This window comes from Microbulbifer mixtoriginis (SeqCode) (assembly GCF_052466715.1).
In genome coordinates this window covers 2,899,805-2,923,757 of record NZ_CP174288.1, presented here as the reverse complement: position 1 = coordinate 2,923,757, position 23,953 = coordinate 2,899,805, and the positions used below count along the sequence as shown (strand labels likewise).

Here is a 23,953-nt window from a genome sequence, read left to right as displayed (position 1 = left end):
GAGCTGCAATAGTTTGAGTGCAGTCGCAGACACCTGGTTCTGTTAAAGGGTAGGGCCATCGGAGAACTCCCCTAACCGTTTAAAAGTAGGGGGCAGGGCTGCTGGCCAGATTTATCTGAGCCGGCCACACCACGCCAGTAGTCCAACCTTAACCCCATATTTCAGCAAGGCCAATTATTATTCTCTGTTTGGTAATGTGTCTTTAAGCCGCTGGGCGCTTATCGATATTAACCTTGAAGAGGAAGAAGTAAGCGGATTGACTTATCTTTAGCAAAGGATTACTTCGATATTTCCCGGATGGCTACTTGAATTGTTCGCGGAATCTGAAGCTGATTTAGAGGGGCAGTGTGGCGGTAATGAAGAATGCTATTTCCGTAAAACCGCCTGAAATATAAAAACAATTACACCATGGCATTCCCCACAGTCAGTCCGTGACATTTGTGGGGCTATATTATTACTGAATGCTCAGGAAGCGATTTTTAATGAAATGCCTGTGCAGGCTTCCAATGCGGTCCAAATTACTCCCACGACGGCATTCCAGATTTTTTCTATGGTTACAGCAAGAAGGCCGCGGAGGGTTCTGGCAAAATTCAAAGCCATATCCTCGATAGAATCAAGAAAGTAATCTCTCAAGTCCTCACCAATTTCGTTTTCCGCGATGGCTTTGGCAATCAATTTTGCCTGAAGGGCTAGAGCGGATAACTGGCGCTCTGAGAAACCACGGATTTCTGTGATGTCATGCTCAATAACGGTAGAGGCTGCATCTTTAATATCTGAGATCAATTGGGTTACGTCCAGTGACATGGCAAAGTCCTCAGCGGTTTAAGAAGGATTCGTAAGTTAAAGCCTGGTCCATAGAGATTACAACTTCATTCTTGAAAAGCGCCACAATGGTAGAGCGAAGCCCCTTGTCTTCGTCTTCTTTGCGCATTCGATTAAGGCTGCTAGAGATTTTTTTTAGTGAATTGACACTGGGTGGCTGCTCATTGAAAACGATATCTGCTCCTGTAGAACTAAAATAGTTGTTGATTTTCTTGAGTGTATCTTTATTGGGCATTGGCCGGGTGTTGGATTGCATCGCCAAGGCGTCAATCCTGCCAATTAATGCATGGTAGTTTTGGTCTCTTTTAGCATAGGAGTCTTTATCTGTACCATGAGAAACTGAGGAAAAGAACTGCATGAGTTCTGCATTTACCTCAGTGAGATCTGAATAGAGTTCCGCATCATATCTTGGAGCTAGCTGGGAGCAACTGCTGATGGCTAGTGCCAGAACTATGTATAACAGAGCGAATGCTACCTTGGGTGGGGTGGACAACATCTGTACTCTCCTTGCTGTTGACGTTTATGGATATTCTGATTGTTACTTCAAGTAAGCGATAGTTGGATGGCTACTATCGCTCAACTTTCGTTAAGCTGGTTCTAAGGCTACTTCATTTTTACAAACTTTAGCGGAGTCCTGCCGTTCAAAATATGACAATAGAAATCTGACTGCTTCCTGATTGTCGAAATAGCGGGAATGTACTTTAGCCGCGATTTTATCTGGAAAAGTGCCATAAGAACCGATTACCCTCTCATAGCAATTATGAGCTTCAGGTACGGCTGAGCCGCTGGCAAACCAGTCGGAGTGGGATTTGATATCAATCCATTCAATCAGATCATCGCGCTGGGATAACTCTAGAACTTCGTTTTGTAGCCATGGGGCCTGTTTACCCAGAACTTCGATTAATGAGCCCATGGTTAGAATTCGCACTGGCGTGCCAAAGGAGGGAAGGTCTGCAAAGAGATCCACAGTAACTACGCTACCAAAGCTATGCCCGACTATTGTAACTGATTCATAGTTTTCTAAGGCTAGGCTGCTTTGCAGTTGCTCGCGCACACGTCTGATAATCTCAAAGCGCACAGCGGGTTTACCTCTGGCCGCGGGCTCATTAGTTAGATAGCGCTTACAAAAATCTGAGATATCAACCAGTAGTGATACGGGCATGAGAGCGACAATCGCTGTTGCCACTGCCCAAATACGCCAGCCACCAATATATTCAACAGATCTTTTCAATTCCTCTACCAGAGGGAAGAATGGGTTATCAGCGGCAGGTTCAATAGCTTCAACAAATAGTATAATGGTACCTAGGTACCAAACTATAAAGGCTAGTGCTGACAGGGTTAGCCCAAAGGTGAGGTATTTGCGCCGCAGTACTCCTTTCCAAATATGTAAATTAGCGAGCCAGAACCAGATAAGTGAAAAGCCCCTGGCGAGGCGAGTTTTTAATGTCTGTTGGGTAATACTGGGTACCAGATCGTTCCAATAAGCTTCAACCAGGTCTAGTTCCATCTCCTGCCCTGCGGAGGTAGCTCGTAAACGCTGAACGCCCGGGGGAATAGTGGGCGCCGCTATGGGGGTGAGTGGTATACGTTCACTCGCGGCAATAAGCCCCTCTGTAAACTCGGACAATTGTGCAGTACTGGTGACACGGGTAAGTCCTGGTACCAGCATTATCAAGTTTCTTTTCATGGTACTTCCAAATGATAGCGTTGAGCCTTGGGCTGCTTCATTCTTTGAGTTAGTGCCCGTAGTTCAGTGGCCTGAAGGGGCCAATATGTTTTGAGTGTTATTATGTTAAGAAACAAACTTCCTTTTATTCTTTGGCGCACCAGTTTTGGACTGGTTATGCACACTCCGATGCTGAAAATTTGACCTGTAATTAGCTCGGGTTAGATCAAGAGGTATAAAAGTATGGGACTTGGTACATGTAGAGCGAGTCTTGCCCGATTTATATGTGATAGAGAAAGAGAAGTAAACAGTAAGTTTTGTAATAGTATGGCTTCTATACTAACGAATGAATGAGGCGCAGATAGTGAGTTCGGAGAGATTTAAATTGAACCCCTGCCACCGTAGTTGGGTGCTAGCAGTGGCAAGTTTGGTAGAAAAAGCAGTTTAATCAACCACTTCTGTTTGCAGCTGGACAAGTATAAACTCATTGCCATACAGGTCTTCAAAATGGGCAAACTCGGCGTTGGAATCTGAGGTCCTAGGCTTAGTAAATTTTACTCCATTATTTATTAGGCGCTTATATTCATTATCAAAATCCTCTGTATAAATAACTGCACAGGGTTGACCCGCCGTCTGCCTGCCAACCTGATCCAATTGACTATTGGAGGAGGCTTGTAAGAGCCAAATGCCCATGTCTTTCTGTTCGGGTAGGCGAAGGTGAACGAATCTTAATGGCGGAGCCTCTGAATCAATAAAAACTTCGAAACCAAGTTTGTCGCGGTAAAAATTAATAGCTTCTTCGTAGTCACGAACAAGAATAACCAATCTTCCTATAGTGTTCATAAAATCCCGTCTTTGCTGATTGAATGTTGATAGAAGGGCTTGATATTAACTAGCTTTATTGTACTGAATAATACTGCAGTCAGAATTTGATTAAATCACAGCGTAGAATTATATGACAGAAATACTCCTATCGTGCCTAAATACAAGGGATTCTAATTAGATGTATCAAACGGTTGTTGTTCACGTTATCAGATAGTGAGATTCAGGATCGCTTTAAGGCTTATGGACGATCTTCATAATGAATTTTTAAGCGTCTTTTTATGAGATCAGGGTTAAGTGGAAATATTCAGTTAAATCGCTTTCGTCTCTTTCCACATGTTGTCGTTTATTGCTGGCAGCTAAAGCTAGACTTGGCCATTAAAGATGAATTGATCGTTATTGAAATAGGGTTGATTAGTGGTTGATCGGTGTGGCTTTAAAAATTTAAAAGGAAATTAATGGCATGTATATCAGGGAAAAGATGATGGACAATAAATTTGTTCGCGGTTTACTTGGTACAGCTCTGATCTTGTTTGTTGGGTTGAGCCAAAGCAATGCCAGTGCCTGCACTAGAATTTTTTATGAGGCTGGTGATGGTTCTTATATTACAGGGAGAAGTATGGACTGGAGTGATACCACCGCTGCAATGGACTTTTGGTTGTTCCCAAAAGGGATGCAGAGAAATGGAGGTGTCGGTCAACAGTCGATAACTTGGACTTCGAAGTACGGTTCGGTAGTAATAAGTATTTATGAGGCGGCAACTTCTGATGGCCTTAATGAGGCGGGCTTGGCTGGGAATCTACTTTATCTGGCCGAGGCTGAGTATGGGAACCCTCAAAAGCGCGGAAAACCGACCATTTCAGTGGGAGCCTGGCTTCAATATATGCTGGACAATTATGCAAGTGTTGATGAAGTGGTTACTGCGATGGAGGCAGATCCATTTACTGTGATAGGAGCTGATTTGCCTGATGGTAAGCCCGCTACTGCGCATATTTCGATCTCCGATCCCAGCGGGGATTCGGCGATATTCGAGTATATCAATGGAGCACTACAGGTCCATCATGGCAAACAATATAAGGTCATGACCAATTCTCCGATATATAGCCAACAACTGGCGATTAATGCTTATTGGAGCCAGATTGGTGGTGAGAATTTTCTGCCAGGTACCATAACTGCAGCAGATCGTTTTGTCCGTGCTAGTTTTGCCCTTGAGTCATCACCAAATTTTAAAGATCATCGAAAGGCAATTGCCTCAGTCTTCTCACAAATACGCGCTGTGAGTGTGCCACTGGGGATGAGTGATCCAGGGAAACCTAATATTGCCTCGACCCTGTGGCGTTCAGTGATAGATCAAAAGAGAATGCGATATTACTTTGACTCCGTGATAAATCCTTCGGTGGTTTGGTTGGATTTTAGTAATTTAGATTTTAAAAGTGGGGCGAAGGTTTTATCTATGAAGCTGGATACCCCGAGTGATATTGGTGGTGAAATATCTTCGCAGCTTAAGCCGGCAACTCCCTTTAAATTTCTTGCACCAAAGAGTTAACCGGAGTTAAAAAGTCACATTTAACTAGATTATAAATGGAGTTGATCTCAGTCTCTTTATAAATAGGGGGGGATATGAAAGATACAATGACTATACGTAATATGCAGCGCCCTGAAGTCGATGTCTTGGTACATTGGGCAGCTCAAGAGGGCTGGAATCCAGGATTGCATGATGCTGAAACTTTTTGGCAAACGGACTCTAAAGCATTTATCGCTGCACTGGTTCAGGACAAAATGATAGGTGGTGGTGCTATTACCTCGTATGAGGGAATATATGGCTTTATGGGCTTCTTTATTGTGAAGCCAGAGTACCGAGGATTGGGGCTTGGTCGTAAACTTTGGTATTTCCGTCGTCAACGAATGCTTGAAAGGTTAAGCCCAGGAGCTTCAGTAGGGCTGGATGCTGCATTCCAGATGCAGGATTTCTATGGGGAAGGCGGCTTTAAATTCTCTCATCGCAACTTGCGTTTTAGTATGGCCGTGCCTTTAAAAGTGGCATCAAATGGTAATGGAAATTTTGAAATATTACCTCTTGCAGAGATTCCTTTCGATCAGCTTCTTCAATATGACATGACCTGCTTCCCTGCAGGAAGGGAAAAATTCTTGCGTACTTGGCTGGATCAAGAAGGGGCTCAGGCTTTGGGGGTATTGCAATCGGGAACGTTGAAAGGTTATGGGGTAATTCGCCGCTGTGGTGAAGGTTGTAAAGTGGGCCCTTTATTTGCCAATAACGGTCAGTTGGCTGAAGGGCTATTGATTGAATTGACAAAGTTTTCTTCAGGAGGGGCTGTATTTTTGGATGTGCCGGAAAATAATCAAGAAGCCATGGCTTTAGTTAAAAAATATAATATGAAAGAGGTATTTGGTTGTGCGCGTATGTACCTAGGCTCTAAGCCCAATATTGCTCATGAGCGTATTTTCGGTGTAACAACCTTTGAGCTGGGTTGATGATTGTGCGTGACTTAGAAGGCTATGCAGGGCAGCCTCCGGATCCAAAATGGCCGAATGGGGCCAGGATAGCCGTTCAATTTGTACTGAATATAGAGGAAGGCGCTGAATCTTGTGTTTTAAACGGGGATGATCAATCGGAAGCTTACTTACATGAACTCTTTGGTAGGGAGCCGCGTTTAGGGGAAAGAGACCTCAGTGTTGAGAGTATGTATGAGTATGGTAGCCGGGCTGGCGTGTGGCGTATCCTCAATATCTTCAACTCGAACAAACTCCCACTAACGGCCTTCGCCTGTGGGTTGGCACTGGAATTGAACCCAAGTGTGGCACAGGCATTGGTAGCCGCAGGTCATGAAATAGCAGGGCATGGATATCGCTGGTTAGATTATCGCCATATTGATGAAGCCGTTGAGCGAGAGCATATACGAACAACCCATAAATGCATTGAAAGACTAACTGGAGAGAGAGAAGTTGGTTGGTATATTGGTCGCACTAGTGCTAATACCCGCAAACTTCTAGGGGAAGTTTCCCAGGTCCTCTATAGTTCTGACTCCTACAGCGATGACTTGCCATACTGGAGTTACACCCCAAAGCCTAGGCTAATCATTCCCTATAGCCTTGTGAATAATGATGTTCGATATCTTTTCCCAAATGGCTGCGCTTCGGCAGAAGATTTTTTTCAAATTTTAAAAGATGCTTTTGATCTTCTCTGGCTAGAAGGGGAGAGTCAGGCGAAAATGTTAACGGTTGGTTTACATGGCCGAATCAGTGGCCACCCCGCTCGTGCAATGGCTTTACTCCAATTTATTGACTATATCCAAAATCATGAAAAAGTTTGGATTTGTAGAAGGTCAGATATTGCCAAACATTGGATTTCTCAGCATCCCTCAGCGGGGGGAAGTAGTTAACCTTATTAAGCTCATTGTGTTGTCGAGGTCAATAGGATTTTTCAACTGTCATAGGAAATGTTGTTGATTTATAAGAGGCTGGCAGCTATTGATACTTCATGGGACTGCCAGCGGCTTTTATTCTCTGTTTTTACTTAAATACCATTGCTAATACTGACTGCTGGAGACTGAAATATTTCCGTTCTTCCTCTGCTCAATCATGGTAAATGGAAGCACTATTGTGTCAGTTGCGGTGGAAAAGAGGCTGTCTACGAGATACACGCCGAGAAGTAAGTCGACATTTATTGATTCACTGTCTGAATGCATTTTACATATATTGTAGGAAAGACCGCTGTAGACTCTCGGGATGGATTCACAGTTGGATTTTTGCCGTTTTAAATTTGCAGAAATTTCACGGTCTGTGCTGGAGAGGGTGGTGAAAGTCCCACAGCCCGTTAACATAAGAGAGCAAATTGCTAGGCTGATAGTTTTCATTAATATCGTTCCCTGTGAATGTTTAGAATTGATAGCCGAAATGTAGTTTTAGCTCGGTCCCATCTCTGAATGAGCCATCTTTATTAGTTTTTAGGTAGGATTTTCCCAAACTGATACCACCTAAGAGGCTGGCCTCGTCATATCTATTGGAGAAGTAAGTGTAAGATCCTGCGATAAAGCTTTCATAACGTCCTTTATATTTGAATTCAGATAATGACTTATTGTTCGGCGATGCACTGAGAAGGTTTGAATTTTCATAAATATAATGTTCCCAATCTAGCTCTTTTGTTCTTATGAGTAAGCCGAGGGAGTGTTTCGGGTTCAAGCTTCTTTCTCACCCAAGGGTTATTCCATACTCTTCATCAAGATTGTCGGCCAGCCCTCCTCCGATATAAAAAGCGTCAGCCCCATAGGTGTTTGAGTACTTGATACCTAAAAGGCCTCCATATTGTGTACCTACACCAAAGCTAAGGTGGTTATTCAGATTTGCAGAGGCGAATGCGAAGGAAGGAAAAAGAATACAGGTAAAAATCACACTTTTCATAGTTCTTCCATGTTGTGTTAAAGCGATTCTATTGACCTAATGCATTCAAGGGAAGTTCCGTAGTGGTTTCTAGAGTAAGAATTTTTATAAAGGCGCTGAGCACTCTTTGGAAAATAAAAAATATTTTATTAACTGATGAGACAAAAAAGTAAATCAGATTGAGAAAGAAGACTGCTGATTTGATTTTTACTTGTTGGGGGGCGCCTGCCCACTCAGATGATTTGTAGTGGGCAGGCAATAAAAAGGATGATACTGCTAAAGATAGCTCTATAGGTTGATCGTTAAGCTAGCTACGGGCAGGAATGGCCTGCACAACTTTAATAAAATAATCCCAGAAGTTAGCCACACTCTGAATATGCACTCGCTCTTCGGGTGAGTGGGCGCGTCGGATAGTGGGGCCGAATGAGACCATGTCCCAGTTGGGGTATGGCTTGGCTAAAAGACCGCATTCCAGGCCGGCGTGGATGACTTTTACTTCTGCATGTTCTCCAGTCATTTCCTTGTACACTTCCCGCATCATGGCAAGAAGTGGTGATGTAGGGTTTGGCGTCCAGCCGGGATAGGCATTGCCCAGCTTGGTTTTTGCACCGGTCAGCTCGAATATGGCGGCTACGTCGAGTCCATGGTGGTCTCGGGCACTGTCGGAGAGGCTGCGTACCAGGCATTGCATCTTTACTTGATGCTGGCCGTTTTCTTCAACAGTTACCACACGAGCCAAGTTGTTGGATGTATCGGCAATGCCATCCAGTGCGGTGCTCATGCGTTCTACACCGTTGGGGCAGGCGCGAATAGCACGGATTAATTTTAACTGGCTCGCTTCATCCATAACGCTGCTCGGTGCTTCGGCTGCTTCCAAGCAAATCTCCAGCGCTGCTTCATTGTCGAATTCGCGTGCAATTTGCGCGCTCTCTTGCTCAACAATTTCCTGTAACTGTTTCTGTGCGTTATTCGGTACAACCAGAGTGCTGAAAGATTCCCGAGGGATGGCATTGCGCAAGCTGCCACCATCGAGACTGGCAATGCGCAATTGGGGAATGCTTCGCTGAGCGGTATCAATAACACGATTGGCAATTTTATTGGCGTTACCGCGACCTTTGTCAATGTCCAGGCCGGAGTGCCCACCGCGTAGACCGCGTACGGTGAGTTTGAAAGCCTGAGCGTCAGCCATCAGAGGCTCGGCGGTGTAGGGTAGGGCGGCATTAACGTCCACTCCACCGGCACAGCCGATGTAGAGTTCACCCTCATCTTCGGTATCGAGATTTAACAGCAGGTCTGCTTCGAAATAACCTGGCTTAAGGTTTTTCGCTCCGGTCATACCCGCTTCTTCATCAATAGTCAGCAGTGCTTCCAGGGCTGGATGCGGGATATCTGTAGATTCCATTAGAGCGAGGATGGCAGCTACACCGATGCCGTTATCAGCCCCCAGGGTGGTGCCTTCTGCGGTTACCCACTCACCATCGATATAGGGTTTGATGGAGTCCGTCAGAAAATCGTGATCGGTATTGGCGTTTTTCTGCGGCACCATATCCACATGGCTTTGCAGTGCCAGTGTCTGGCGGTTTTCCATGCCGGGAGTAGCCGGCTTCTTGAGAATGACATTGCCAATTTCGTCGAGCTGAACTTCTAAGCCGCGATTCTTGGCAAATTCCACAATGTGTTCGACAACGCGGTCTTCATGCTTGGATGGGCGGGGAATTTCACAGAGTTTGGCGAAGTGTTGCCATAGCGGTTTAGGGTTCAGCTCAGCAATATTGCTCATTGGTGGCCTCGGGTCATTGTTATGGGTTGGTTTTATGCTCTGCATTTAAATTGGTGCAGCTAGGGCATAACAGTAAAGAGCCCGGCGGGTGCCGGGCTCTTTGGGGTTCTGCTTGGCTTATTTCTCTATAGCTATTTCGTTTGCTGAAGTTTCAGGTAAGAGCTCCAGGGAGATGCGGCGTTTATCGACATCTACAGAGGAAACTTTAACGCTGATAGTTTGTTCCAGCTGGTAGCTCTGTTCGTTGTAGGTAAGGGTAAGGTGCTTGCCGTCAAAATTCGGCAGGTTCTTTTTATCCCCATTTAGGCGAACAAATCCATCGATGCCAAATTCGTCCAGGCGCACACCGAGACCGGCGCCATTGACCAGGGTGATCTTGCCGCTGAACGCCTGTCCAACCTTGTCCTGCATAAATTGGGCATAAAGCCATTGCTCGAGTGCACGATTGGCCTGGCGGCCGCGGGTCAGGCTGTCCTGAAGGGCTTCGATCTGCTCGTCACTAAGCGCCGCAGCAGGGCCGTCTTGTTGGGCGGCACGCAGTACCCGATGGTTATGCAGGTCGTTGTATTTACGAATGGGGGAGGTCGCAGTGGCGTAGGCTTCAAGGCCCAGACCTAGGTGCGCTCCCGCTTTGTTGTCGAGTTGGCCGGGGCGCAGCATGCGCTTCAGAACCGACAACAGGTTTTGCATCTGTGCATCGCCATGGCTTTCCAGATACTTAACCAGGGCTAGGTAATGTGGCAATTCGCCGAGGTCTTGCTCTGCATGCTCCGGTAGTAACTCTTTGAGTAGGCTGCGTACCTCACCCATGCGCTCCTCGCGAAAACCCAGGTGTACCGAGAAGCAGCCCTGTTGCAGCTCAGCCAGTTTGCCGCCAATGCTAATATTTGTGGCGAGCATGGCTTCTTCCACCATGCGCTGAGCAATATTGCGCTCCTGCTTTTCGATACGAGCGATCTTGCGCTTGTCGTCGAGGTGAATCTCGTAATCGGGGCGGTCTTCCATCGCCAGGGAGTGATTTGCGCGATAGGCAGAGCGAGCTTCAAAAACGGCAGCCAGGTTGCGCAGACTCTGTTTTTGCTCTTCTGGTACGGCGGATTCGTCGCCCTCAATGAACTGGCTCACTTGGATGTAGCTCAGCTTGTGCTGGGAGCGAATCGCAGCAAATTCATAGCGGCTCTCGCCCAGGCTGCCATCAGTGTTGATATCAATATGAACCACCAGGGCCGGGCGCAGTTCTCCGGGTACCAGGGAGAACAGATTTTCACACAGGTTTCGCGGCAGCATGGGTAGGGTTTCACCAGGCAGGTATTGGCTGTGAGCGCGCTCGAACGCCTCTTTGTCCAGGGGGCTGCCGGTTTCTATCACACTGGAGGGGTCGGCTATGGCGATATGCAGGGTCCAGCCTTCGTTGCGGGTGGTGACGGCGAGGGCGTCGTCCATATCGCGGGTACTTTCCGCATCGATTGTGGCAAAGCCCAGTTCAGACAGATCCTGGCGCTCGGAGATCACTTCGGCGAGTTGAGCGCTGATTTCTTGCGCCTGGGCCTGCGCAGGCTGGCCAAACTGCTCAGGCAATTTGAATTGCGCTACTACATAAGCATGCTCAATACCGGGGATATCGGGCTTGCCAATGACCGTTTCCACTTTTGCCTGGGCGCGGCCATCTTTGAACGGGTGTCGATTGATTTTACAGGCGATAAACTCTCCGGGCTGTGCTTTACCGCGGGCCTTGGGAGGCAGGAAAATCCAGCGCGACAAGCCGTTCTGGCTGGGCTGGATAAAGTGCCCCTGGCCCCGCTGCACATATTGCCCAACCAGATAGTCGAGTTGGCTTTCGATCAGGGTATCCAGCTCAGCGCTGAGCTTGCCTTTTTTCTCTTCCGTGAGGCTGACTCGGACACGATCACCAGGGAAAACCCGTTCCATCTCATTGGGAGGTAAAAAAGCCTCGCGTCCATCTTCTAGCTCCACAAAGCCAAATTTGCCGTTGCTGCCGCGAACCCGGCCCTCGGCAAACTCCTTACTGGAGCGAATATCTGTTTTCAGTTGTGAAAGTTGTTTCAGAGCGTCGGCATTCAGCATCGAGTTGATCTCTCGGGGGTCGATTTAGGCGCGGATTCTACCAGACCAGAATGAAGCGGGTAACAGGGGGCTAAAGAAGGAGAAATCATATCCGTTTGATTAAGCGCAAAGATGCCGGGTTGAAGGGGCAGTCAAGATCGATGACTGTATGGCCCAGTATATTTCCGTAGGGGCCGCTGTCCTAAAAAAAAATAATTCGTGTGAGGATTTAGCTATTACAGCGCTGTTCTGTGCAAAATATGCAAACTTTATCTGCCGAAGCTAGATATAATCTTACCCCTAAATAAAAACAGATAAGGGCTGTGGTTGTTCCCCAGCTGTAGAACCGGCCTTCCGGAGAGGAACAGTTAATGAGTATTTTTTCCCATTCCGCCTACGATAAGCACGAACAAGTGGCGTTTTACCAAGATGCTAAGAGTGGTCTCAAAGCAATTATCGCGGTACACAATACGAATTTAGGTCCCTCCCTGGGAGGCTGCCGCATGTGGCCATACGCCGATGACGGCGAGGCTCTGAATGATGTTCTGCGTCTTTCACGAGGCATGACCTACAAGTCTGCTATGGCTGGCTTGAAGCTGGGTGGCGGCAAATCCGTCATTATTGGCGATCCGCGTAAGGAAAAGACTCCCGAGCTGCTGCGCGCCATGGGTGAGTTCATCAATACCCTGGGCGGCCGCTATATTACCGCAGAGGATTCCGGCACCAGTGTTGCCGACATGAGCGTAATTGGCGAGACCACCGAGTATGTGTCCGGTCTGTTCGCGGGTTCTGAATTCGGCGGTGACCCCTCTCCCTCCACTGCATATGGAGTGTTTGTCGGCCTTAAGGCTGCTGTCGAACACCGCTGGGGCAAAACCGACCTTACGGGTCTGAAGGTCTCTGTTCAGGGGGTGGGCAACGTGGGCTTCCGCCTGGGTAAACTACTGAAAGACGCCGGTGCAGAACTGTTTGTGACCGATATCTTCCAGGACAATATCGACCGTGCGGTAACTGAGCTGGGTGCTATTGCCGTGACCGCAGATGAGATCTTTGATCTGGATGTGGATCTGTTTGCTCCCTGCGCTATGGGTGCCATCCTCAATGATGACACCATTTCCCGCCTGAAGGTGGGTGCTGTGGCCGGTGCAGCCAATAACCAGCTGGCCGAGGAGCGCCATGCAGCGGCTCTGCGCGAGAAAGGCATTCTGTATGCGCCAGACTATGTGATCAACGCCGGCGGCATTATTGATGTTTACTACCAGCAAAAAGGTGACTACGACGCCGCAGAGGTGAAGGCCCATATCGAAGAAATCGGCAGCACCATGAAAGAAGTGTTTGTGCGTGCAGACGAGACTGGCGAGACCACAGCGCATGTGGCCGACCGTATTGCTGAAGAACGCTTCGGACACCACTCTGTGACCGGTGATACGGAGAACAAATCCGGCACCGTGGCAGCATAACCTAATTCGGCACGGGAGATGTGCCGATGACCTGATCCCTGGCGATTGGCATCATCGCTTCTCTCTGTGATGTATTTATTTGGGCACTTTAGTGCCCATTTTTTTGTCTCAAGATTGATGTAGTGACCTGGTGCCTCATTCTGGTGTCAGGTTTTTGGTTCGTTACTGCGGAGGGCGAGCCGGTAAATGGATTGGATACTGGCCTAAACTTGCCATCCTGAATCCGCGGTTATTACTAGGGAGTGACAATATGGACTTGCGTCCAGTGTTCTTCAGTGTCGTTATCGCTACTGCCGGTCTTGCCGGCTGTAATCAGTCTACCGATGATACCCCCCACGCTCTTTCCGTGGACAAGGAAGCCGCAGCCAGCAGTAAAGATGCGGCTACGGATCAGAAAGCATTCGTACCGCCTCCTCAACTGGATATTCCCTTTCACAAGGAAGTTTTGCCTAACGGACTGACCGTTATTGTGCACGAGGATCGCAAGGCCCCGGTTGTCTCTACCAACATCTGGTACAAGGTGGGCTCCAAGGATGAGCCGAAGGGTAAAACCGGCTTTGCGCACTTATTTGAACACCTTATGTTCAATGGCAGTGAGAACTTTCCCGGCGAATACTTTGAACCCTTTCAGCGCTCCGGTGCTACCGATATGAACGGCACCACGAGTAACGATCGCACCAATTACTTTGCCACAGTTCCCAAGGGGGCTCTGGATATGGCTCTGTGGATGGAGTCTGACCGGATGGGCCACTTCCAAGGCGCTATTACCCAGGAGGTGCTGGATGAGCAGCGCGGAGTGGTTAAAAACGAGAAGCGCCAGGGAGAGAATGCGCCCTACGGCAAGGCTTTTGACATTATTGCCAAAAGTACCTTCCCTGCGGATCACCCCTATTCATGGACACCTATAGGTTCCATGGAAGACCTGGATAATGCCAGCCTTGAAGATGTAAAGAAGTGGTTTGCAGATCACTATCAACCCGCCAACGCTACCCTGGTTATTGCCGGTGATATCAGTGTTGATGAGGCGATGGCCAAGGCGCGCAAATATTTTGCTGATATTCCCAGTACTAAAGTGCAACCTCGAATCAAAAACTGGGAGTTACCCACCCAGGTGAAAAAGCGCGAAGTTGTTCACGACCAAGTACCGCAAACCCGTATTTACAAGGTTTGGAATGTCCCCGCCATTGGTAGTGAGGAAGAGCATGCCCTGGAGCTGATGACTTCGCTGCTGGCAAATCGTAAAAACTCCCTTTTATATCGTCGATTGGTTCGGGATGAAAAAGTAGCGACCAGTGTGAGTGCTTTTTATTACGGTCGCCAGTTGGCAGGTCAGCTGATTATTGTGGTGGATGTAAAGCCGGGGCAGCCTGTCGATAAAGTGGAAAAACTCTTAGATAAGGAGTTGCAGCAGTTTGCTAAAAACGGCGTCAGCGCAGAAGAGTTGCGCCGGGTTAAGCAGGGTGAATTCGCCAGCCTGGTAAAAGGATTGGAAAAAACCGGTGGCTTTGGTGGTAAGAGCGATATCCTCGCCCGCTCGGAATTTTACTATGACGATCCCGGCGCACTTCTGAAAGGTGTTGAAGAGTATGCCAAGGTTTCCGTTCGTGAGGTGCAGGATGTTGCAGAGCAGTGGCTGAAAGATGACTCTTACACTTTGATTATCCAACCTCAGCAGCAGTTCACCGCAGCCACCGAGGGGGCAGACCGCAGTAAGCTGCCGGAGGTGGATAAAAATGTAGAGCTGGAATTACCTAAGCAGCAGAACTTTACCCTGAAAAATGGTCTTCGGGTTGTTTTGGCTGAGCGCCACGATACGCCGGTTGTGTTGATGAATCTGCAATTTCGCAGTGGCGCCTCAGCAGACAAAAGTAAACCCGGGCTCGCTTCAGTCGCGGCACAAATGTTGAATGAGGGCGCCGGCAATCTCGATAGCTTGGAGTTTAGTGCCAGAGCAGAGGAGCTAGGGGTAAGTATTGGTGGTGGCAGTGGTTTGGATTACAACTCCATCAGTATGAGTGCCCTTAAGTCACAGTTGAAACCCTCACTGGAGTTATTTTCCAAGGTAGTAACCGAGCCCCGTTTCCCCGAGTCTGATCTCGAGCGGGTAAAGTCCAATCGCCTGGATGCCATCGCCCAGGAAAAGGCACAACCCCAGGGATTGGCACTGCGTGAGTTACCGCCACTGCTCTTTGGTAACGAGCATCCCTATGGCGCCCCCTTGACCGGCTCTGGCACACCTGAAGGCATTAAGTCGATCACTCGCGAAGATCTGGTGAACTTCCAGAATACCTGGGTGCGTCCCGATAACGCCACTCTCACCATTGTTGGTGATGTAACAGAAAAAGAGATCGAACCGCTCCTGAAAGAAACTCTGGGTGACTGGAAAGCGCCTAAAGAGGAGTTGCCACAAATTGATGTGGCCAAGGTGGCGCGTCCGGAAAAGGCCAGGGTTTACCTCCTGGATCGTCCAGGTGCCCAGCAAAGTTTCATCATGGCTGGATTGGTGATGCCGCCTTGGCAGCCGCAGGGTGCTGAAGCTTTTGATGCGATGGCCAATACGATCGCTGGCAAGTTTACCTCGCGGGTTAATATGAACCTGCGTGAAGACAAGCATTGGTCTTACGGCGCCCGAGCGGTTTCCATGGATACGGAAGGTCAGCGGCCCTACATTCTGTTTGCCCCAGTGCAGACCGATAAAACAGCCCCGGCCATCAAGGAATTAATCAAAGAATATCAGGAGTATTTGACTGACCGCCCCATTACCGAGAAGGAGTTGGAGGACTATCGAAACGATGAAGTGCTAAAACAGAGCGCACGCTTCCAAACCAAAGGGCAGTTATTGTCCAGTATCAACTGGCAGGTGGAAAAAGGCTTGCCGGAAGATTACATTGCCGATTATCCCCAAAGGGTGGCCGCTTTGAATAAGGAGCAGGTAGAGTCCTCTGCGCAAGAGTTTCTTGCACCAGATCAATTTACCTGGGTCATTGTTGGCGATCTGGAAAAGATTAAGGGAGAGGTTGAAGCCCTGGATATTGGTCCTGTAGAGGTACTACCCGCAAAAGATCAATAAAAAATTGATGTCATACTAAAAACGCCCCGGTTTCTTATAAACCGGGGCGTTTTTTATGGGCGTTTAGTGGTTTTTTTCAAAACCTGATGCCCTCCACTGGGCAGGCTATTCCGAATAGTTTTTCAGAAATTTACCTCAGGCCTTGAAGCTTGGGCGCTGCTTGAGCTGCTCGCGCCAGCGGATCAGGTGGGGGTGTTTTTCGGCATCCGGACGCAGATTCTGTACTTTGCCAAAATCGAGACTGCACACCATGCTGATATCGGCTACTGAGAAATAATTTCCAACCAGAAATTCATGATCAGAGAGGTGGTCGTTTAGGGCCCCCATAAATTTTATCGCGCGTTTGCCCGAATCCTCGCCGAATTCAGGATAGACGTTCATGCGGTCCTTGAAAAAGCCAGAAACGTGTTGGAAGCACATTCCTACTGGAAACATTAAGTTGAAGTCGGCACGGCGATTCCACATTTCCACTAGGGCTTTTTCTTTTGCATCGCGGCCAAAGAGTGCCGGCTCCGGGTGTAGTTCTTCGAAGTATCGTTGAATCGCTACGGACTCAGAGATATAAGCGCCATCATCCAGTTCCAATACGGGAACTTTCTTGTTGATATCTTTACTGCGATATTCGGGGCTGAGGTTTTCGCCCTTGGTAATATCTACATGGGTAAATTCAACTTCGATGCCTTTTTCCGCAAGATACATGCGAACTCGACGACAATTGGGGGCGCTTGCAAACTCATAGATCTTCATAGGGCTTCCTCTCGCCTCGGCGATTGCGTTAAATTGAGCAGCTGTCCATAAAAACATTACAAATCTAAAAGAGACTTACTGGTGACGACAATGACCACAAGTTCCAAGAGAGGCTGCTTCTTTCGCCGCACAGTCACGGCGCTGGCTGTTTTTGCCGGTCTGTTTTGCCAGCAGGCTACTGCTGAAGAACTCGCTATTTATGCGGGGAAATTCTTCAATAGCAGTAATGGAAAACTGTTAGAGAATCGCACCATTCATATTGTGGATGGCCGTATTGAATCCGTACAAAAAGGGTTTGCCAAGCGGGAGCGGGAAATTCTTGTCGACTTGCGCGATTACACTGTGCTTCCAGGGTTGATGGATATGCACAGCCACCTCACTTATGAGTTTGGTCCTCGTGCTTATACGGAATCTTATACCTGGAATCCGGCAGATTTCACTCTGCGCGGTGTCGATGCGGCCAGCCGTACCTTGCAGGCGGGCTTTACCACCATCCGCAATCTGGGTGATCACGATAATGTTACCGTCAGTCTGCGGCGAGCGATTGAAGCAGGCACTATTGAGGGACCGAGGATTTACACTGCGGGAAAATCTATCGCAACCACCGGTGGTCACGCTGATCCCACGAATGGTCGCCGCCATGACTTAGTAGGGAATCCCAGTCCGGCCGATGGTGTTGTGGATGGGCCTATTTCCGCGCGCAAGGCGATTCGTCAGCGCTATAAGGATGGTGCAGACCTCATCAAAATCACTGCTACTGGCGGGGTGCTGAGCGTTGCCAAAAGTGGGCAAAATCCACAATTTATGCAGGATGAGTTGGAGGCAATTGTTGCCACTGCCAAAGATTATGGCTTTACCGTGGCGGTGCATGCCCATGGCAAGGAAGGCATGATTCGAGCTATTCGCGCCGGTGTGAACTCCATTGAGCACGGCACTTACATGGATGAAGAGGTGATGGATCTCATGCGTAGGAACAACACTTGGTTTGTTCCGACTTTGATGGCCGGAGAGTGGGTAACTGAGAAATCTGCGATTGATGGTTTTTTGCCCGAAATTGTTCGTCCTAAGGCCGCCACTATGGGGCCTCTAATGCAAGAGACTTTTTCCAAGGCATATAAACGCGGAGTTAAAATTGCCTTTGGGACCGATACCGGTGTGACCCGGCATGGAGAGAATGCGCGGGAATTTGTCTTGATGGTACAGGGGGGAATGACTCCTGCCGACGCCATCCGCTCTGCAACCTGGAATGCCGCACAATTACTGCAGATTCAAGACGAGCTTGGCAGTATCAGCGAGGGCAAACTCGCGGACATCATTGCGGTTGCAGGAAACCCTCTGGAGGATATCTCCGAATTGCAACGGGTGCAGTTTGTCATGAAGGAAGGCAAGGTTTTCAAATACCCCAGCGAGCCGGCAGTAGAGGTATTTCTGGAGCATGAGGAGAATGGTTGATAGCTGTGAGTAGAATACCGGCACCGCATAGAATTGCGGGGCCGGTATAGAAATAATTGATTATTTCAGCTCGAAGACCAGGTCCAAATTGACAGCTACGGTAGTCTCACCGGGGGCAATAGGGGTTGAAGCACTGTCTTTCATTGACTCCATCTGGCCCCTTAACATCATAGGGCGGGGCATACCGCCGCTACCCTGTTCAGAAATACTCACGATTCGACGAACCTTCATACCCAGTGCTTTAGCGTAAATAGTCGCGCGCTCCTGGGCATCCAGTAGGGCTTTTTCGCGAGCCTCAGCTTTTACTGGTTCTGGCTCGCCAATCTCAAAGCTGGGACCGTTAATTTGGTTGGCCCCGGCGGCGGTGAGGTCGTCCAGTACACCTCCCAGCTCACCCAATTTGCGCACTTTGATGTTGAGGGTATTTCGCGCAGTATAGCCGACGATTTTGGGCTTCTGATCTCTCTGGTAATGGTAGCGGGGAGAAAGACTGACGCCGCTGGTTTGAATATCTTTCTTGGCAATACCGGCTTTCTTAATCGCTTTCATTAGCGTAGCCATTTGTTCGGCATTATCTTGCATGGCTTGCTTACTGTCGTCTGCCTCGGTTACCACGCCTACAGACAAATTGGCAACATCGGGAGCCTGGCGTGCCTCACCTTGGGCCGCAATAGAGACCAGGGTTCCCCGTTCGGAGGGAGCCTGCCCATTTCCGCAAGCGGCGATAAGCAGAGTAAGTACTGTGATTGTCGAGAATTTTACTAACTTCATGATTTTTCCTTATCAATCGCTATGGATTTGGCATCACTCCGATGCATTAGGCGCCAAATACTATCAGTGCCTTTCTGAACCGTAGCTGAGCAAGAAGGTCAGCATAACGGATCATCGGGGAGCTGTAGACAAGCTGCTTGGCAATATTGGCTTGCCACTTGGCCGAGAAAGTGCTGCCAACTTAATCAGAGCTAAATTTCTTCTGATAAGTTTCATCTTTCTTGGTAGAAAACAAAACTCAGGAGAAGAAGGTATCGACGTCTGTTAGAAACACGTGGCTGCATTCGTTTTTTAGGATGCTTAATCACAGGCTGTATCTGGCTGGCTAAATCCAACCTCCGTAATTCTTTGAGCCAGAGCTATCGGGAGAGTAGAGATTATAAGGAAGTCTTGGAAGAAGCTCAGTCAGTGTGCTCTATTCGCCTGGAGAGGCTATCGGGGAGGCCCAATGTGTCTTTAGCGGGCGGACGGGCGAAACCACCTGCGCGGGCAATACCTGGGTTGAGCCGTACAAGACCCTCTGCCTGCACGACAGCGGCAGGGACTGGATCGACCACAGGAATCGGCAGTCTGCCAGAAATCTTTGTGGCAAGACCGGCGAGCGGTCCTCCAGCGAGGATGGCGACATCTGCCCGGTCAGTATATGCAGCTTCTTCTACGAGCTGAACCAAGCTCTCGCTAAGCTCTTCCTGTACAGTTTCGATTGATTGGAAACGCTCGCTAGGTAGGCGAATGCCGGTGAAGCGATTTTCGAGACCGGCACGCAGCACACCATCACGAAACCAGTCCGCCAAACTATCGCTAAATGTGACTATCGAGAAGCGCTGGCCAAGTGCACAAGCGGTCAGCATTGCCGCCTCGGCAACACCGATCACGGGAATGTCGAATAACTGACGCGCACCAATGAGGCCTGGGTCCCCGAATGCAGAGATGATGACTGCGTCTACCTGTGTGTGGTGTTCAGCAATTGTCTCGAGGATATCACTAGCGATAATTTCGGCCTCGACCCGGCTTGAAATATAAGGAAAGCCGATCTTGGCGGTGGTCGCTACGATTTTGGTGCGCGGAGATGCAACCCTTTGTGCGGCGCCCGCCATTAGTGACGTCATAGATTCTGTGGTATTTGGGTTGAGGAGAAGCAGCTTCATGATTAGGTCCGGGCTCTCCAGTTTTTAAGGTTACATCGTCCGCAAAAGTATGGATCAAAGTATTGATCAATAGAGGCTGCCGGCTGGCTTAGCCTGTTAATCAGCATAACGGCGCCTCCGAATTTATTTGGGGAGAGCCAAAAACCTGCTGATAAGTTTCATTTTCATCATGGTAGATAGCAAAGCCCAGGCGCAGCAGCTGTTGGCGCCTGTCGCAAAGGACTGCTCGGGCTTTAAGCTCCTTTTGTAGCTTTTCTGAGTTTTCTGTTGTGCCGCAATCGAACGTGAAAAAGTGGCCATGGCCCTCCTTCAGGTCGTGGTGAATTAGGCGCTCCCGGTTGAGTAGCGGGTGGCTGTTTTTGTCCATTGTGTTCAGGAAGCGGCTTTGGGCATTGAGGACATAGCGGTGGATTTTATCTACGGTGATACCTTCGCGTCGGAATAGATCGAAAATGGAAAGACCCTTGTACAGGCAGGAATAATCCATAGTTGCCCCGGCAAATCTCAGCCAGTTGTCCGCATAGCTGACATGGCCACGGCGATTTTCAGGCTCCGCAATTTCGGCAAACCAGCCGGTATTTAGTGGTCGTAGGGAGCAGCCGCGAGGAATGCTCATAAAACACAGCCCTTCGCCGGCACCCAGGTACTTATATGAGCCGGCAGTAAAAAATGCTTTGTCAGCAATATCACTCAGGTCGATTGGGCGGGCAAAAAATCCATGATAACCGTCGACTACAAACTGGGTTTGGATTGGCTTCTGCTCGACGATTCGCAATAGGTCGGGGAATACCACGCCAGAATCGAAAAACACCAGGCTGGCATAAGCCAGTTGGTAGTCTCCCGTATGCAGTTCCTGCTCAAAGCGCTCAGCCAGGGTGGAGAAGGGGTGTTTGGGTATACGGGTTACTTGTATGTTGGGCAATTCTTCCAGCCGCTGCAGCTGGCGGGTGAAGCTGTAAAATTCTCCATCTGTAGTGAGGATATGCAGGGGTTCAGTGATGGGAAAGGCACTAAGTAGCCGGTAGACAAGCTCGTGGGTATTGGGGGCAATAGCTATTTGAGAAGCGTCGGGGAGGTTTAGTGTTCGCGCGACGGCACTTTGCCAGGCGGGTATTTTTTCCTGGAAAATAGGTCCCCACTTGTCATCGGCGAGCAGTGCCGCATCCTGCCAGTATTGTTGGACTGCCTCCAATGTCACATCGGGCCAGTAATGATGGGAGTGACAGGCCATGTGCAGCATGGAGGATGGGCTGCCGCTGGGTGCTTGAGAAAATGCACGATAGAATTTTTTATACATTTGCTTTTCGCCAGGCGAAGCTGAATTATTTATTATTCCGCGATTGTAGATCCTGGCAACAGGAAGGAGTAGAGGGTGAGATACCTGCACACAATGGTCCGCGTGGCCAACCTGGAAGAATCCTTAAAGTTTTACTGTGAGAAGTTGGGCTTGCAATTGGTGCATCGCAAAGATTATGACAAAGGGAGTTTCACCCTGGTATATCTTGCGGCCCCTGAGGATGTCGATAGTGCTCGCCAGCATAAAGCGCCCACGCTGGAACTCACTTACAACTGGGATTCGGAGTCCTATAGTGGCGGGCGAAACTTCGGCCACCTGGCTTATGGAGTGAATGATATCTACGCCGTCTGCCAGAGAATGATGGATGCGGGGGTTACGATCAATCGTCCCCCTCGCGATGGCCATATGGCCTTTTTCCGTTCGCCGGACGGTATCTCAATTGAACTGTTACAAAATGGCGAGCCCCTGGAACCGAGGGAACCCTGGAAGTCGATGGAGAACAGCGGCGAGTGGTAATTGGCCCTGGCAAGGCTCTCATTTGACTTTGGCTTTTAGGTAAATTGATAAGGAATTTATGTGAAGAACCGCAGTTGCATTTTACTGGCCGGCGCCAAAGCGGCGCGTAGGGTTCGCGAGGAGGGATTACATCAAGGGCAGTTCTCAACCTTAGTGGGAGCTTCTGGGGGCCCCAAGTGGCTGGTTATCAGTCAGCTGGATCGGGTTCTTATGGGGGCTTTTTTCAAAGGTCGCAGTGAGCCTATTGCGACGCTGGGTTCATCAATCGGCAGTTTTCGCAATATGTGCTACGCCATGGAGAATCCTTTGGCGGCGCTGGAACGTCTGGAATATGGATATATTCACCAGAGCTACGGCGATACCAAGCCTACCCCGGCTGAGATTACGGCGACGGGTGGCGCGATTCTACAGGAAGTGTTAGGGGAAAGTGGTGCGCGCGAGGTGGTGGAGAATCCCTTGTGGCAGAGTCACTTCGTGACAGCGCGTGGGCGTGGCCCCCTGGCAAGTGAAAAGCGAGCCATTCTGGCCCCGGCGCTCTTTACGTCTGCGTTGGTCAATGCGGTTTCCAGACATAGCCTTAAAGCCTTCTGGGAGCGCGTAGTGTTTCACTCCCGGGCCCAGGCCACTGTGAAGTTTGGCAATCTGAGTACGGCGAATGCCCCCCTCACTCCGGAGAATGTCCGTGAGGTGGTGCTCGCCAGTGGCTCTATACCACTGGTAATGGCGGGTGTGCGCAACCCGGCTGGCGCACCCTTGGGAAATTATCGCGATGGCGGGATTACAGACTACCACTTTGATTTGCGCTTCAGTCATCCACGTGGATTAGTGCTCTACCCGCATTTCTTCCCGTTTATGGTGCCCGGTTGGTTCGACAAGGGGTTGTCCTGGCGACGTGTGCGTGGCGATGCCATGATGTCGACACTACTGATCGCACCGTCGCCGGGGTTTGTGGAGCGGTTACCATTTGGCAAGATCCCGGATCGCAACGACTTTTATAAGATGCCCTCGGATGAGCGTGTGCGCTATTGGAAAAAAGTGGTGGAAATGAGCCGGCAGGTGGCAGACGACTTTTATGAAATCTGGCAGACCGGCCGGGTAGCAGATCATCTTATCGAAGTGGGTTCCGATGATTTGCCCCACAAGTTGCAACAGGTTGGGGCCGCATGAAGATGGCACCGGAATTTAGCCCTCCGCAGGAGGAGTTTCGCACTACCCAGGAACGAGTGTACTTTCAGGTGCGAGATGCCATTTTACGCGGCAAGTTTTTGCCGGGGCACCCGGTCACTATCCGGGGTTTGGCGGCGGACTTGAATTGCAGCCCGATGCCTGTTCGTGAGGCCTTGCGGCGCCTGACCTCGGAGCGAGCACTAGAGCTGTCTGATACCCGCCGTGTCACTGTGCCCACTATGACGCCAGAAAAGCTCGCAGAGATTTGTGCGGCACGGGTTGCGCTGGAGTGTCAGGCCGCAGAGCAGGCGCTGCCCTTTGTAGGGCAGGGGGCTCTTGAGCGGTTACGACAGCTAGATGCTCGAGTCACTAAAGCGCTCAGAGAGAAGGATATCGAGGAGTATGTAACGGCCAATCTCGATTTCCACTTTACCCTCTATCGCCTGGGGCATCCCCATATCATCCTCTCGCTGATAGAGAGCCTATGGCTGCAAACAGCTCCCCTGCAGCACCTGGTGTTCCAGCGCTTCGGTGTACAAGAGTTGCCGGACCGTCACGAGGACCTGCTTGGTGCGATTGCCGATGGCGATGTGGCGCGAGTGCGCCTTGCTATTCGTCAGGATATTGAGGAGGGGCTCGGCTCAATTCCCGCCGAAGAATTACTCTAGGGCTTGGGCCAGCGCTTTTACAATCATATTCATAGGAGCCCAGCCCAGCCCAACAAGCCCGACCTTTTTAGCCATCTTGATAGGTCACTGTGAGAGTCTTCACGT

At 49.4% G+C, this 23,953-nt stretch carries 21 protein-coding genes; 9 read left to right on the top strand and 12 right to left on the bottom strand.

Going from position 1 to position 23,953, the window contains the following annotated elements:
- Nucleotides 1-465 precede the first annotated feature (465 nt).
- From ACJJH9_RS12950 to ACJJH9_RS12935, 4 genes are all read right to left on the bottom strand, one after another.
- Nucleotides 466-804, bottom strand: a complete 339-nt coding sequence (locus ACJJH9_RS12950; RefSeq protein WP_252082473.1) for a hypothetical protein — start codon at nucleotides 802-804, stop codon at nucleotides 466-468.
- A gap of 10 nt (nucleotides 805-814) precedes the next feature.
- On the bottom strand, nucleotides 815-1,318 hold the full coding sequence (locus ACJJH9_RS12945; protein ID WP_444923023.1) for a hypothetical protein: 504 nt from the start codon (nucleotides 1,316-1,318) through the stop codon (nucleotides 815-817).
- Nucleotides 1,319-1,408: 90 nt separating this feature from the next.
- Entirely contained in the window at nucleotides 1,409-2,509 is a 1,101-nt protein-coding gene (locus ACJJH9_RS12940) for an alpha/beta hydrolase family protein (RefSeq protein WP_444884259.1), read from the bottom strand.
- A gap of 423 nt (nucleotides 2,510-2,932) precedes the next feature.
- Entirely contained in the window at nucleotides 2,933-3,331 is a 399-nt protein-coding gene (locus tag ACJJH9_RS12935) for a VOC family protein (protein WP_444900271.1), read from the bottom strand.
- Between the two features lie 463 nt (nucleotides 3,332-3,794).
- On the opposite strand from ACJJH9_RS12935, the gene ACJJH9_RS12930 reads away from it, so the two are divergent.
- The 3 genes from ACJJH9_RS12930 to ACJJH9_RS12920 all read left to right on the top strand — a co-directional run bounded on the left by ACJJH9_RS12930 (nucleotide 3,795) and on the right by ACJJH9_RS12920 (nucleotide 6,711).
- Nucleotides 3,795-4,856: a bile salt hydrolase gene (locus ACJJH9_RS12930; protein WP_444923022.1), complete on the top strand. Its 1,062-nt coding sequence runs from the start codon at nucleotides 3,795-3,797 to the stop codon at nucleotides 4,854-4,856.
- A gap of 74 nt (nucleotides 4,857-4,930) precedes the next feature.
- Nucleotides 4,931-5,803: a GNAT family N-acetyltransferase gene (locus ACJJH9_RS12925; RefSeq protein WP_444923021.1), complete on the top strand. Its 873-nt coding sequence runs from the start codon at nucleotides 4,931-4,933 to the stop codon at nucleotides 5,801-5,803.
- 5 nt (nucleotides 5,804-5,808) lie between these two features.
- Nucleotides 5,809-6,711 carry a polysaccharide deacetylase family protein gene (locus ACJJH9_RS12920; protein WP_444923020.1) on the top strand — a complete coding sequence of 301 codons (903 nt, stop codon included), beginning with the start codon at nucleotides 5,809-5,811 and terminating at the stop codon, nucleotides 6,709-6,711.
- 147 nt (nucleotides 6,712-6,858) lie between these two features.
- Here ACJJH9_RS12920 and ACJJH9_RS12915 read toward each other — a convergent pair whose 3' ends face one another.
- The 4 genes from ACJJH9_RS12915 to ACJJH9_RS12900 form a co-directional block, all read right to left on the bottom strand.
- A complete protein-coding gene (locus ACJJH9_RS12915; protein ID WP_444884263.1) occupies nucleotides 6,859-7,185 on the bottom strand; it encodes a YceK/YidQ family lipoprotein in 327 nt (108 codons plus the stop codon).
- 334 nt (nucleotides 7,186-7,519) lie between these two features.
- On the bottom strand, nucleotides 7,520-7,729 hold the full coding sequence (locus ACJJH9_RS12910) for a hypothetical protein (protein ID WP_444923019.1): 210 nt from the start codon (nucleotides 7,727-7,729) through the stop codon (nucleotides 7,520-7,522).
- A gap of 286 nt (nucleotides 7,730-8,015) precedes the next feature.
- Complete coding sequence (locus ACJJH9_RS12905; RefSeq protein WP_444923018.1) at nucleotides 8,016-9,488, bottom strand: aminoacyl-histidine dipeptidase; 1,473 nt, start codon at nucleotides 9,486-9,488, stop codon at nucleotides 8,016-8,018.
- A gap of 117 nt (nucleotides 9,489-9,605) precedes the next feature.
- Nucleotides 9,606-11,573 (bottom strand): VacB/RNase II family 3'-5' exoribonuclease, encoded by a 1,968-nt coding sequence (locus ACJJH9_RS12900; RefSeq protein ID WP_444923017.1) that lies wholly within the window; start codon nucleotides 11,571-11,573, stop codon nucleotides 9,606-9,608.
- Between the two features lie 350 nt (nucleotides 11,574-11,923).
- On the opposite strand from ACJJH9_RS12900, the gene ACJJH9_RS12895 reads away from it, so the two are divergent.
- Together ACJJH9_RS12895 and ACJJH9_RS12890 are read left to right on the top strand one after the other, a co-directional pair.
- Nucleotides 11,924-13,012: a Glu/Leu/Phe/Val dehydrogenase dimerization domain-containing protein gene (locus ACJJH9_RS12895; protein ID WP_444886761.1), complete on the top strand. Its 1,089-nt coding sequence runs from the start codon at nucleotides 11,924-11,926 to the stop codon at nucleotides 13,010-13,012.
- 250 nt (nucleotides 13,013-13,262) lie between these two features.
- Entirely contained in the window at nucleotides 13,263-16,082 is a 2,820-nt protein-coding gene (locus tag ACJJH9_RS12890) for a M16 family metallopeptidase (RefSeq protein ID WP_444923016.1), read from the top strand.
- Between the two features lie 135 nt (nucleotides 16,083-16,217).
- Here the strand turns inward: ACJJH9_RS12890 and ACJJH9_RS12885 are convergent, their stop codons facing one another.
- Nucleotides 16,218-16,829, bottom strand: coding sequence for a glutathione S-transferase family protein (locus ACJJH9_RS12885; RefSeq protein WP_252082433.1), 612 nt, complete (start codon nucleotides 16,827-16,829; stop codon nucleotides 16,218-16,220).
- 90 nt (nucleotides 16,830-16,919) lie between these two features.
- Here ACJJH9_RS12885 and ACJJH9_RS12880 point away from each other — a divergent pair, with 90 nt between their 5' ends.
- Nucleotides 16,920-18,281, top strand: a complete 1,362-nt coding sequence (locus tag ACJJH9_RS12880; RefSeq protein WP_444923015.1) for a metal-dependent hydrolase family protein — start codon at nucleotides 16,920-16,922, stop codon at nucleotides 18,279-18,281.
- A 60-nt stretch (nucleotides 18,282-18,341) separates the two neighbouring features.
- Here ACJJH9_RS12880 and ACJJH9_RS12875 read toward each other — a convergent pair whose 3' ends face one another.
- The 3 genes from ACJJH9_RS12875 to ACJJH9_RS12865 form a co-directional block, all read right to left on the bottom strand.
- Nucleotides 18,342-19,052: an SIMPL domain-containing protein gene (locus ACJJH9_RS12875; RefSeq protein ID WP_444884270.1), complete on the bottom strand. Its 711-nt coding sequence runs from the start codon at nucleotides 19,050-19,052 to the stop codon at nucleotides 18,342-18,344.
- 401 nt (nucleotides 19,053-19,453) lie between these two features.
- The gene (locus ACJJH9_RS12870) at nucleotides 19,454-20,200 is read right to left on the bottom strand and encodes an aspartate/glutamate racemase family protein (RefSeq protein WP_444909144.1); all 747 of its coding nucleotides are present in this window, start codon (nucleotides 20,198-20,200) and stop codon (nucleotides 19,454-19,456) included.
- Between the two features lie 100 nt (nucleotides 20,201-20,300).
- The gene (locus ACJJH9_RS12865) at nucleotides 20,301-21,497 is read right to left on the bottom strand and encodes a hypothetical protein (protein WP_444923014.1); all 1,197 of its coding nucleotides are present in this window, start codon (nucleotides 21,495-21,497) and stop codon (nucleotides 20,301-20,303) included.
- Between the two features lie 75 nt (nucleotides 21,498-21,572).
- Between ACJJH9_RS12865 and ACJJH9_RS12860 the strand changes: the two genes are divergently transcribed.
- The 3 genes from ACJJH9_RS12860 to ACJJH9_RS12850 are packed head-to-tail and all read left to right on the top strand — an operon-like array spanning nucleotide 21,573 to nucleotide 23,848.
- Entirely contained in the window at nucleotides 21,573-22,013 is a 441-nt protein-coding gene (locus ACJJH9_RS12860; RefSeq protein ID WP_444923013.1) for a VOC family protein, read from the top strand.
- Nucleotides 22,014-22,073: 60 nt separating this feature from the next.
- Nucleotides 22,074-23,180 (top strand): hypothetical protein, encoded by a 1,107-nt coding sequence (locus ACJJH9_RS12855; RefSeq protein ID WP_444889820.1) that lies wholly within the window; start codon nucleotides 22,074-22,076, stop codon nucleotides 23,178-23,180.
- Complete coding sequence (locus ACJJH9_RS12850) at nucleotides 23,177-23,848, top strand: GntR family transcriptional regulator (RefSeq protein WP_444900282.1); 672 nt, start codon at nucleotides 23,177-23,179, stop codon at nucleotides 23,846-23,848. Before ACJJH9_RS12855 ends, ACJJH9_RS12850 begins: the two co-directional genes overlap by 4 nt.
- The last annotated feature ends 105 nt before the right edge of the window (nucleotides 23,849-23,953 follow it).

Coding starts and splice junctions, on each gene's coding strand:
- ACJJH9_RS12945 (WP_444923023.1), bottom strand. CDS start 1,318: ATGTTGTCCACCCCACCCAAGGTAGCATTCGCTCTGTTATACATAGTT.
- ACJJH9_RS12875 (WP_444884270.1), bottom strand. CDS start 19,052: ATGAAGTTAGTAAAATTCTCGACAATCACAGTACTTACTCTGCTTATC.
- ACJJH9_RS12870 (WP_444909144.1), bottom strand. CDS start 20,200: ATGAAGCTGCTTCTCCTCAACCCAAATACCACAGAATCTATGACGTCA.
- ACJJH9_RS12890 (WP_444923016.1), top strand. CDS start 13,263: ATGGACTTGCGTCCAGTGTTCTTCAGTGTCGTTATCGCTACTGCCGGT.
- ACJJH9_RS12885 (WP_252082433.1), bottom strand. CDS start 16,829: ATGAAGATCTATGAGTTTGCAAGCGCCCCCAATTGTCGTCGAGTTCGC.
- ACJJH9_RS12865 (WP_444923014.1), bottom strand. CDS start 21,497: ATGTATAAAAAATTCTATCGTGCATTTTCTCAAGCACCCAGCGGCAGC.
- ACJJH9_RS12905 (WP_444923018.1), bottom strand. CDS start 9,488: ATGAGCAATATTGCTGAGCTGAACCCTAAACCGCTATGGCAACACTTC.
- ACJJH9_RS12910 (WP_444923019.1), bottom strand. CDS start 7,729: ATGAAAAGTGTGATTTTTACCTGTATTCTTTTTCCTTCCTTCGCATTC.
- ACJJH9_RS12940 (WP_444884259.1), bottom strand. CDS start 2,509: ATGAAAAGAAACTTGATAATGCTGGTACCAGGACTTACCCGTGTCACC.
- ACJJH9_RS12900 (WP_444923017.1), bottom strand. CDS start 11,573: ATGCTGAATGCCGACGCTCTGAAACAACTTTCACAACTGAAAACAGAT.
- ACJJH9_RS12950 (WP_252082473.1), bottom strand. CDS start 804: ATGTCACTGGACGTAACCCAATTGATCTCAGATATTAAAGATGCAGCC.
- ACJJH9_RS12925 (WP_444923021.1), top strand. CDS start 4,931: ATGAAAGATACAATGACTATACGTAATATGCAGCGCCCTGAAGTCGAT.
- ACJJH9_RS12915 (WP_444884263.1), bottom strand. CDS start 7,185: ATGAAAACTATCAGCCTAGCAATTTGCTCTCTTATGTTAACGGGCTGT.
- ACJJH9_RS12880 (WP_444923015.1), top strand. CDS start 16,920: ATGACCACAAGTTCCAAGAGAGGCTGCTTCTTTCGCCGCACAGTCACG.
- ACJJH9_RS12935 (WP_444900271.1), bottom strand. CDS start 3,331: ATGAACACTATAGGAAGATTGGTTATTCTTGTTCGTGACTACGAAGAA.
- ACJJH9_RS12930 (WP_444923022.1), top strand. CDS start 3,795: ATGGACAATAAATTTGTTCGCGGTTTACTTGGTACAGCTCTGATCTTG.
- ACJJH9_RS12850 (WP_444900282.1), top strand. CDS start 23,177: ATGAAGATGGCACCGGAATTTAGCCCTCCGCAGGAGGAGTTTCGCACT.
- ACJJH9_RS12895 (WP_444886761.1), top strand. CDS start 11,924: ATGAGTATTTTTTCCCATTCCGCCTACGATAAGCACGAACAAGTGGCG.